This window comes from Anaerotignum lactatifermentans DSM 14214 (genome assembly GCF_900142265.1).
Lineage (GTDB): Bacteria > Bacillota > Clostridia > Lachnospirales > Anaerotignaceae > Anaerotignum > Anaerotignum lactatifermentans.
In genome coordinates, this window is the sequence record NZ_FRAH01000090.1 from 1 (window position 1) to 10,765 (window position 10,765).

Consider the following 10,765-nt stretch of genomic DNA (forward strand, 5'->3'; position numbering starts at 1 on the left):
CGGTAATCATCATTGTCAGAACGCTCAGATTTTTCATATCCGAGATGATCCTCCATTTCTGCTTCCATCATTTCTTTGATGGTTCCGCCCAGAAGGTCTTTTAGAGCTTCCTGAATATCCTCAGCTGTCTGAATATCGTATTCTTCCATGAGCTGATGAATAATGTTTCGTTTTCCCTCTGTCATTTGTACCCGATGTATGGGTTTCTTCTGTTTTGCCATAATAAAAGGTCCTCCTATGATTTAAATTTTACCATAGAAGAACCTCTTCAATTACATATTTACAGAAAAAGTTTCACACTGCCTTATAAATTGTGTCCACTTTATTGACTATAGTCCATGCATTTGTTTCTAAGTAAACAGACATTTTTCCTCCTTATAAACAATTGTATCATTATAATTGCATTCAAAAATTCACTTTGTCTTACTTTTAACTTTTTCATCAGGAACTATTCAATCATACAAATCAAACAAATCTACTCTCCATGTTCAATCCTCTTTTTCCATTTAGGATCTCTTGGTATATCTCCTTTCCGCTAGAATACCTCCTTTTTTAATTCCGCCAATTCAATACTTTTTCGGCACCTCTTTCAAGAGTATCAGAATAATTCTCATCTTCCATCATCTTTTTTTTGAGACTATTTTCTATTTCATCATTAACAATAAACTCACCATTAGATACATTTGGTAATCCTTCTTTAACAATTTTTTGAAGAATCACGTCATTTAATTCTTTTTCTTCACTATTCCCAATCAAATATACTGCATAAAGAAATACAATTGATTTCTTATCACTTGCATTGGGATTTAATTTTATCTTTTCATGCCCCTCATAAAAAGTTTCATGCACAAATCGTTTTATTGATTTCTTATGCAGAGTTGACGCTTGAGTTATATTTTTTAACTGGCTAAAAAATATTTTATTAACTCTAAAATTTGGTCCAGTTGCATCGTCATTAGTTGCTGAAAGGAATCCAATCAAATTAAACAACAATACATATATCTCCAAATTTTGTAGAGAAATCTTTTTTTTAGGTGCCATTACTTTTTTGCCATCGATTATTATATCAGTACACACAAAATTATCTAAATTTAACACTTCATCTAACTTTTGTTGAGCCTCGCTAACTGACTGATGAACAATCTCCTTCCTTGAAGAATCAGTTCTTAACTCTGTATATAGGAAGTTATACATACAAATGCTTGGCTTCTTCTGCGTAACAATAACCTTATATATGAGTAATCCAAATAACGAAATAATTACATCTATTTCACCATCTTCTTTTTCAAAAGCAACTAGTGTATGGCTCCCCAAATTAACCACTTGATCAATCATATTATAAATCTTTTCCTCTTGAATTATGCTAACTGGGTTTGTCCCTTTACCAGTTGTAATAAACTCAACTATATTGCTAAATTCAGAATAATAGCCGGAAATATTATTTTTAGAACAATACCATTCAAAAGCAATTTTTGAAAGCATTCTATACATAGATGTATCAAAGAAAATCTTATTATTGATTCTGACTGTCTTTTCAATTTCTATTGTGTTAATATCTAATGGCTGAACTTTACTTTCATCTTTTGCGATTTTAACCGCTTTATCATAAGAGCTAATCATATGTTTATTATCCGATGATTTAATCACTTTCCCATTAAAAATTTCTTTATCTCCATGAAGTTTTAAATTGTACTCTATTCCTTCAATAGTCACAACAGCTTCATACGCCGCGTACCTTTTTGCTTTACTGGATTTAATATCAAGTTCATTAGTGATAAATCCCAATGCATCTATGACCTTACTTTCAAACATATCGCTAAATTTATTGTTATGCTCAATTCTACAAACATTTTTGTTTAAAATACGCGCATTAGTAAGTGCATCAGGGATTATATCAGATTCAGATAAATCGTAGTTCTTTCCGCAATAAATGCATTTATTTTCCAACTCTATTTCTTCCTCCATAATATTTATTATACTGTCAAATCTACATTTATTAGGATCTATAATTAAAAAAGTCTATTTCCCAAAAGTTTTTCTAATTAAATAAATTTACTTATTTAACTATAATCTCAATACAATATAACTTAATAAAATATGTTTAATAATTATTTTGTCATTAAAAGACGTTTGAAATTTTGAAATACAATAGTAGTTAATTCTGGCTCATTTAATTTATTAGAAATAATCTCATATTCTTTTCTTAGAAGTTCAGGCTTGTATTTTTTTCCATTAACCCTCGAATAAGGACCATCACTTTCAATTAAAATTTTATCTCTCGGAATTTGTTTCACTATTTTCAAATTCGATAAAACCATATTAGCATTTATAGAAAAATAGCATCCTAATTCCAAAAACATTTTAAGTTCTGATTCAGATCCACTAAACCAATGTATAATAATTCGGTTAGGCATATATTTTTCTAAAATTTTAATTGCTTCGGCTTCTGCCTTTCTTACATGAATTGACATTAACTTATTTAACACAGCACACTTATCTACAATTCTTTCAAAATAAATCATTTGTCGTTCTTTCGGCAAACATTTCTTTTGGGAAAAGTCTAATCCAATTTCACCTACATAATCCACAGATGGTAATAACCATAAAAAATCATCCATATCTTTGTCTGTTAACCCAAAGTTCAGTGGATGAAACCCCATAGCAAATCTAACATACTTTCCTTCTGAGTAAAGTTTATTGCAGCTTATAAATACACCTGGTGAGTTCGTCATACATAGCGTATATATATTTTTTTGATTTAAATATTCAAAAATTTCTTTATGGTTTTTATACATATCCAAATGAAAATGTGTATCAATTAATTTCGTCATCCTAAACTCCTAAAATTTTATACAGACTCTTATCTCGCAAGAATAATTCACATAGGTCATTAATAGTTAATCTATATAATCTTACATATTTTTCAATTTCTTCTGTATGTAAATTACCAGCATGCCTTATTTTTCTTTTTAATTCCCCATCACTCATTTTTTTTGATTCATAAACAGCATTTAATACAGCAACTAAATCATTTATTTTTTCTGTTTCTTCATACTTAATTAGAAAGTCCAATCCTGTAGTAGCATAAGTATATTCATTAGTAGCATTTTCAACATCAAGTAAAGAGCTCTTTCTAATTAAACATGGATAACAATATCCACAATTTATTGGATAATATGTACTTCCTTTTTCATTCCATCTAGCTATACAAGGATGAGAACAAGAAATTGTTTCAGAATAAAATTGTTTAAATATTTTTGTATCTTTAACACTGGAAACTATTTCTCGCTTCGTCAAATAAGCAAAGAAATTAATAACTTTATTTTTTATACCAACTAAAAAAAGTATTTCTTTAAACATTCTTAAAAAGTGTGGGTGAGTTGTTCTTGTACTACAAGTGCCAATTCGACTTTGTGTCAAAGGTAAATTTAATCCTATAAACCCGTTTTCAGGTATGTATACAGGTGTCGTTTCTCCAATTATTCCAGCTATAGAAAGTGCAGTACAGATAAACAAAAGTGAACGTCCACGTGATGTATTTTCAGATTTTTTTAGATAGCTTCCATCTTTTTTTCTTGGTGCTCTTGAATTTGCAGAGAAACTAATAAATTCCATATATTGGCCTGAATATTCTTGCTTAAATCCAGTTACGAATTTTGACTGTTTTTCTCTAAGCTTAGGATATTCATTGTGACCAACAAAACATGGAGATTTTCCTTCTTGAAGTAATTTTATTGCACCACAAAAAGAATCTAATCCTCCTGAAAATAAACTAACACAATCGCAGTTTTTTACATTAATATGCTTTCTATTTTTATTTTTCCTATAACTAAATACTTTATCAGTTTTTCTGAAACTAATCTTCCAATGATCACCTGTTAAAAATCCAAGTAAGCTTTCCCATTTTTTTACTGTATTATTCCATTTTTCATACTCAATTACAGGAATAGAAATACTAATTTCTCTTGTCCAACAATCACGAAATATCCTTCTACTAACTCTCTTGTCTGCAGCAAATATACTTAATCCAATAATGAATAAATCTTCATAAATTGGCTCAATTATCATTTGATCCATATGATACCATATTGTTGTTATATTAGAATATATTGTACTATATTTTTCTCTATTAATTGTAAAGATATAAGAATCTTCCCAATTTCCAGTTGGTTCTAAATCACTTTCTTTTTGAATCCATAAATTCATATTTAATCACCATTTTCATAAAAATCCAAAAATAATTCTAATGCTTCTTTCAATGCAAATTCAACATAATCATCTGTTTTTAAATTTTCAAAACTAATATATTTTAATTTATCTTTAAACTCAAAATGTATTTTATTGGAAATATATTCTTGCATCTTTGCCAAAATTTCTTTTGCCTCAACTATGGTTCTTCCTCTTGCAATTTTTTCTGAATATCTAAATTCAAAACTAAATTTTATATATTCAGCTAAAACCTCAATTAAAAAAGCTTCTGTGGATATATTATTTATATCAGCGATGTTCTCGATTTTTAAATTCGAAAAAGCCTCTCCTATAGCTTGAGCTGCTAAATAATCCTCTACAGTATTTCCATTGTTAGTAAAGTGATTAAGTAATGCATCCAATACTTCACCTGGCTCTTTATCAATTAAATCTAATCTATCTATTTGCTGAAGAGCATTATTTAGACCTATAGAACTAGCATTATTTATAAATGATAATATTTTTCCTGTAGCACTTATAAATGAAGCTGATGATGAAATATCCTGCTTCATTGCTTCAGCAAACCTACTTGCTGCTTTGATTTTAGAATCATTATCCCCATTTTTTATAAAACCTGTAACTGCTCTCTTTGATTTTGACCAATGTATTGTTGTTGGAGCAATATAACCTTTTGAAGTACCCATTATCTTTTTCTCCTAATTTGTTTTGATGCCTCTTATTCTATCATACAGATTTTCTTTAAGTTTATTTTGTTTTACAAAAGACTCTAATATCAGTGATATAGAATCTTTTGAAATATTATACATTTTCATCCATACCGGTAAATCTGACACAGTTATTTCAAAGACCCCCTGTTTTAAAGCACTTTCGATATCTTCTCTATATTGCGGAAATTCTTCATATATACTTCCATATATGTATGACTTTATATCCCCAGTTCTAATTTTTTTAATGATTATGTTCAGAATCTCAGTAATTTCATTTTCAGGCAACTCGTTTATTCTTTTCAGTATTATTGGAACAGTTCCCTGAGATGAATTTCCTAATTCTTCTAACAGTTTCCTGCCTTGTTCTGAAAGTTTTAAATTTGTATCAACTGATGAACCTAATATCTCCCTCGTAAGATAAAAGTATTTATTTAAAGACATTTTTTCAAGTTCAACAGGATTACAATTTACCCATTTGATTATTTTAGGAGTATACCATTTTAAGTACTTGTTACTGTCTTTTTCTTGCTCAGTTCCTTCTCGCATTTCACGGAACCTTTTGTTTTCTGTATCGAATTCTTTATTCCATTCATTCAATTCATAAAATAGAGTATGGTCTAATTTATATAAAACCAAAAGTTTTGCTAATACTTTAGGATCAATTTCTCCAGGATAATATATCTCCGCTAATCTATTTTTGGTAACAAAAGTATTCAAAAATCTTTTTGCTTGACGCGGATTACCGTTAAGTGTTGTAGCAACAATATCTCGGATTCCAATTACAACATCCAACATTTTATCGAAATTTTCTCTTTCATTTATTTCGATATGATTAGTTTCTAATATTTCTTCAAATGATTCTATACTAATTACATCCTCAGAAATAAGAAGCTTTTTCTTTTGAATTTGTTCAATAAATTTACTAAAATCATCTAATTTAAGAAATTTTTGATATACAAGGATCGTAAGATAGTTTTGAATATCTTTTTCGGATAATTCAGGAACTGTTATTGGCAATTGAATCAGTTTTTCAATATATTCCTTATCTAACTCAAATTTGAAGCCTTCCATTTGTGGATATTTTTTCTTTATAGAGTATTGAATTACATTTTCATCAGCTGCAATAATAAATGTAACTTTGTTAACTGATAAAAATAATTTAATTGCTTCAAGGATTTCAATTATATGTTCTGGTTGACATCTATCCAAATCATCTAGAAGTACTACTATCCTATAATATTTTGTTAATTCTATTTGTTTCTCAAATTCTGCACGAAACATTCTTATATTGTTTACCACAGAATTTTCATTTAATATAGTGTCGTCTTGCAAATACTCTTCTCTCGCATACTGTATTTTTTCAGAAATACTTCGTAATGTATTACCGATATCTTTTACATCATTTGGCAATGTTAAAAGTAAGGGTAATGGTGTGCCTGATACGATACTTGCAACTGCGGGCACAGCATATGGTATGATTTTGGTTCCTAATTTAAAATAATCAATTCTTTTAATCAACTTTTTAAATCCATTTTTAATATTGCTATCAGCTATTTGTTCTTCAATTTCCTTAAGCAAAGTTTCCATTATTGCAATTTTAGTATCTTCATATCCTTCGAACATCCAAGCATTAATGTTTATACACAATACTGTTTCTGTCTCTTCATATTCCTTTTCGATTAATTTTAAAAGAGTTGATTTTCCAGCTCCCCAAATACCAAAGACACCTATTGTTAATGGATCTTTGCCCAATGAAACAGCATCTTCTGAAATTATATCTGCATAAGGTTTATAGAATAGAAGATCAATATCCGATGCATTATCTGTCCACATATTTATACCTCCAAAACTTAAATTACAATTTATATCAATGTTTTTGGGAAATTACAAATGAAACTCTTAATTATGGTAGTTAAGTTTCTATTTTTAAAAATTCTAAATATCGTTGCTACTAAAATTAGCAACGATAATATTAGTAAAATTTCTAATTTATATTTTTGCCTATTAAACTAAATTAAATTAATTATACCACAATAAATGACTATTTTCCATTACATCACAATACTTTTGAACAATAAATCATATTTTATCAAAGAGAAATCTGTATATTTTATCACAATAACAGAGCAACCTAATGATATCTACAATTTCTATTCATTAAATTTATATCATGCTAGTCACAAATCGTGATTTTATATATATTTTTAATTTGTTTACATATATCAATGATATAAATACAATCTTTCACTTTTTATCTTTTATAGCAATATTTTTTGTCGCAATCTAGGTACTATTATTTTTCACATCAAAAAATAACAGCAAAATATTCTCGTTATGAAATTAGTACCTATAAAATTTATTTTCCAATGAAAACAAAAAATTCTGGAACAATACACCTATCATTCCAGAATTTTTTCTTTGCACTTCTTTATGGTATCTTTTTATTTTTAACCCAACTACTTACTATGAGGATTTTATATAACTAACTCACTTCAAATAATAACGTTTGCTTATCCCTCTTCCAGAACACTGAATCAGTCCCTGTTCCAGCATCTGCCGTGCGATTAAATAAGCACGTGTACGTTTAACATTCAACAATTCCTGTAGTTCTTCCTCGCTGATCTCCCCATATTCAGAAAGATACCCCAATACAACTTTCATCTGTGGCGTAATAGCAGGGGCAGCATTTTTTTCCTTGATGGAAACATTATCTATTGTATTCACATAATTGGTATTAGGCAGTATCAATTTAAAAGCATTTGGTGTAACTTCAATCCTTGGCTGTACGGAATGATTTTCATAAAGCTTAAAAATTCTACGAATACCTGTCCCATATGACTCAATCAACTTTAACCTATGAAATATTTCTGCTAGCTTCCGATTCCGAGGCTGGGATATTCCACTGCGGATATCTTCCACAGATAAACCAGGCAGCAGACCACCAATAGAAATGAATTCCATAGCTGCATCATTGACATTGATAATAATGCTTCCACTAAAACTGTAATCTCGATGCACCATTGCATTGAGTAGTGCTTCACGCAAAGCTTCTTCCGGATAATCTTTCTTTTCAACACGGTTCAATCCTTGGAATGTTGCTGACGTCCGATTGCACAGCAAGAGATATGAATAGGCATCATCTAATTGACGGAAAATAGAACCTCCAAACTCCTTAGCATCTTTGAAGATCGTTCTATCCTCATCAGCAAAAACAGCAACTTTAATCGTATGCTGACATTGATCCGAAAGTAAAAGTGCCAAATTAGTATAATGGTCATCATGTAAATTACGTAACCCAAGTGCAATAAATTTATCCTCGGTAAAGTCAACATTATATCGAACAAAAGCCTTTTCTGCGTCATTAAAAGTCAGCTCTTGTTCCATAGTACGCATATCTTCAAATTGATCGCCGTCAGTATCTTTTATCATTTTACGAATTAATTCCGGAGAAGCGGGTGCGCTGGTTGCACCTTGCCGCACATATACTCCATTTGGCTTTAATCCCTTAGATTTTAGATAGTATGGCTTATAACTTCCCTCTCCCACTTCAATACGGATTACCCTGTCCTCCTGCAATACATAACGAACAAACATGGTAACATCTGGCTGAATTGCATCCCGTATTCCATTGGTAAGCCGTGTATAGCTTTCATCTATATTTTCAAGCCCTACCACATTACCTTGATCATCGATTCCTATATAAATCATACCGCCATCTGTATTTGCAAATGCAATAACTTCCTTATAAATTTCATCTGATAATTTTGCTTTGAATTCAATATTTTCATTTTCGAATAACATAGCAAGTCCTCCTCTTGAGATTTCTACTTACCATTATATCCATTTATTCACTTTTTTCAATCCTTAAAGTGAATATTCACTCCCTATAGTGAACGTGTATTCGTAAATGAAATCTGCACCAAAAGATATCCTCTATCATCGTTTTTTATATTTGCCACAAGCCAGTTTCTTGATTCAACAACGGTCACTTATTTTGATATTTTGAATGGTTTCTTCCAAAATTTCCGATATTTCCTTCTTGCCATCAACATATTCCTTTACCAGTTGCATCGTTTCTTCTGTGGGTGGTTTACCTGTTGAAACAGCGATTGCATAAGCATCCTGCACTATTTTTTCACGTTCTACCTTAGTGGTTTCTTTAATCGAATATTTCTTTTTTTCGTTCGACACAAGCATTCCCCATTTCTATATCTTGACTTCTGCAACATCTTGCTCTAAAACCTCTATCCTCTAATCCTCATGATATAACATTCCCTGCGATATCAATTATATTGTCATTTTATCATATTTTCCTTGTTTACTTAAAACTCCCCTATTTATCATTTTCTTTCCAAGCTTCTACGATAACAATCCCCGTCTTAAATACAACCTCTATCTGAAAAGCATTGATCACATTGATATTTCGAATCAGTTTTCTGACCAACTGCTCATTATATTCGTTTAGCAAATATGTTCTTTTCCCAATGAGATCCTGAATTTCTCTTAGCCTTACTTTGCCTTGTTCCAGTTGTTCTTCTATGATATGTATCTCCATTTTTTCATAGTCTTCCAAATTGTCAGCAATATTACTGTAAATCAATTCAAAGGAAGACAGGTTTGAATTTTTTTCCTGTGTATGCTTCGATTTTTTCTCTAGTCTTATATTGAATGGCTCTTTAACCTCACTCACTTCTATCTGTATTTGATCTGCCATACGATTTATAGCTTTTAATATAATTCCATGAATCAGTTCTTCTTCAAGAGTTGGGGAATGACGACAGTAGCGACTCCCATTTCGCAGCCTATTTTCGCAACGCCATACAGCCTTTTCTTTTCCACTTTTTCTTCTGATCTGTCTGCGATACTCGCTGCCGCATTCCCCACAAATCAAGATTTTAGACAGCGCAAATTTTCCAGAATATCTTCCTTCTAATTCTTCCGCGCCTCCTAACATACTTTTTTTTCTTCAGGCATGCCCTTCTTTTCCTTTCCTGCTGTACCAGATAATATAATTCTTTAGAAATGATCGGCTCATGAAGGTTCTGCACATAATACTGAGGCAATTCGCCTTTATTCTTTCTTCTCTCTTTCAACAAATAGTCTACCGTAAATGTCTTTTGTGCAATAGCGTCACCAATATACTTTTCATTCGTCAGTATCACTCGAATAGAGGAACCATTCCACCTAGTATTTCCGCGTATAGTTCTTACTCTCATTTTGGTGAGCAAGTCCGCAATGTCATTCAGACTTTGTCCTTCCAAATATTTTTTATATATCATCCGAACAATTTCTGCTTCTTCTGGAATGATATGAAGATGGTTGTCTATCCCTTTTTCATACCCAAAGACTCTTTGGATCTATATTAAAAAAGTGGACACATAAAGTAACTATCTATTACAATAAAGTAGACACCAAAAGGAGGTATTTACATGTCAACAAACAGCAAAGGTATTCGCTATGACGAAGACTTCAATAGAACACTCGTAAATCTATATCAATCTGGTGGCAAAACACAAACTGCCCTTTGTAAAGAATACGGAGTTTCTCAGACTGCTCTCACTCGCTGGATCAAACAATACGCAACTGTTGAAACAGATGATGGTGAAGTCATGACTGCCAAACAAGTCAAAGAGCTTCAAAGACGCCTCGCTCAACTTGAAGAAGAAAACCTCATACTAAAAAAAGCGATTGCCATCTTCACGCCACACTCAGACAACGATTAGAAGCGGTTCATAAACTTAGATTTCAACATAACCTGAAAACTCTCTGCCGTGTCTTAGGTATCAACCGTAGCACCTACTATAAACATTTCAATTCAGCACCAGCTGACAGAACCGAAGAAAATCAAG

The 10,765-nt window shown here is 31.0% G+C and carries 10 protein-coding genes and 1 pseudogene; 1 reads left to right on the top strand and 10 read right to left on the bottom strand.

The window, feature by feature from the left end; genetic code table 11:
- The 10 genes from BUB35_RS16240 to BUB35_RS20290 form a co-directional block, all read right to left on the bottom strand.
- Positions 1-221, bottom strand: a 221-nt coding sequence (locus tag BUB35_RS16240; protein ID WP_084730756.1) for a transposase, incomplete at its 3' end; no start/stop codon positions are given.
- 331 nt (positions 222-552) lie between these two features.
- Positions 553-1,947 carry a hypothetical protein gene (locus BUB35_RS16245; RefSeq protein WP_072853477.1) on the bottom strand — a complete coding sequence of 465 codons (1,395 nt, stop codon included), beginning with the start codon at positions 1,945-1,947 and terminating at the stop codon, positions 553-555.
- A gap of 161 nt (positions 1,948-2,108) precedes the next feature.
- Positions 2,109-2,831 (bottom strand): TatD family hydrolase, encoded by a 723-nt coding sequence (locus BUB35_RS16250; RefSeq protein ID WP_072853479.1) that lies wholly within the window; start codon positions 2,829-2,831, stop codon positions 2,109-2,111.
- Between the two features lies 1 nt (position 2,832).
- Positions 2,833-4,206 (bottom strand): Qat anti-phage system QueC-like protein QatC, encoded by a 1,374-nt coding sequence (gene qatC / locus BUB35_RS16255; RefSeq protein ID WP_072853481.1) that lies wholly within the window; start codon positions 4,204-4,206, stop codon positions 2,833-2,835.
- Positions 4,207-4,208: 2 nt separating this feature from the next.
- On the bottom strand, positions 4,209-4,892 hold the full coding sequence (locus BUB35_RS16260; RefSeq protein WP_072853483.1) for a hypothetical protein: 684 nt from the start codon (positions 4,890-4,892) through the stop codon (positions 4,209-4,211).
- Positions 4,893-4,904: 12 nt separating this feature from the next.
- Entirely contained in the window at positions 4,905-6,749 is a 1,845-nt protein-coding gene (locus BUB35_RS16265; RefSeq protein WP_072853485.1) for a KAP family P-loop NTPase fold protein, read from the bottom strand.
- 654 nt (positions 6,750-7,403) lie between these two features.
- Entirely contained in the window at positions 7,404-8,717 is a 1,314-nt protein-coding gene (locus BUB35_RS16270; RefSeq protein ID WP_072853487.1) for an RNA-binding domain-containing protein, read from the bottom strand.
- Between the two features lie 174 nt (positions 8,718-8,891).
- Entirely contained in the window at positions 8,892-9,107 is a 216-nt protein-coding gene (locus BUB35_RS16275) for a hypothetical protein (protein ID WP_242949277.1), read from the bottom strand.
- Between the two features lie 142 nt (positions 9,108-9,249).
- Positions 9,250-9,870, bottom strand: a complete 621-nt coding sequence (locus BUB35_RS16280) for a recombinase zinc ribbon domain-containing protein (RefSeq protein ID WP_072853491.1) — start codon at positions 9,868-9,870, stop codon at positions 9,250-9,252.
- On the bottom strand, positions 9,812-10,273 hold the full coding sequence (locus tag BUB35_RS20290; protein ID WP_465220326.1) for a recombinase family protein: 462 nt from the start codon (positions 10,271-10,273) through the stop codon (positions 9,812-9,814). Before BUB35_RS20290 ends, BUB35_RS16280 begins: the two co-directional genes overlap by 59 nt.
- Positions 10,274-10,345: 72 nt before the next feature.
- Here BUB35_RS20290 and BUB35_RS16290 point away from each other — a divergent pair.
- A pseudogene (locus BUB35_RS16290) lies at positions 10,346-10,765 on the top strand (transposase); the annotation flags it as partial.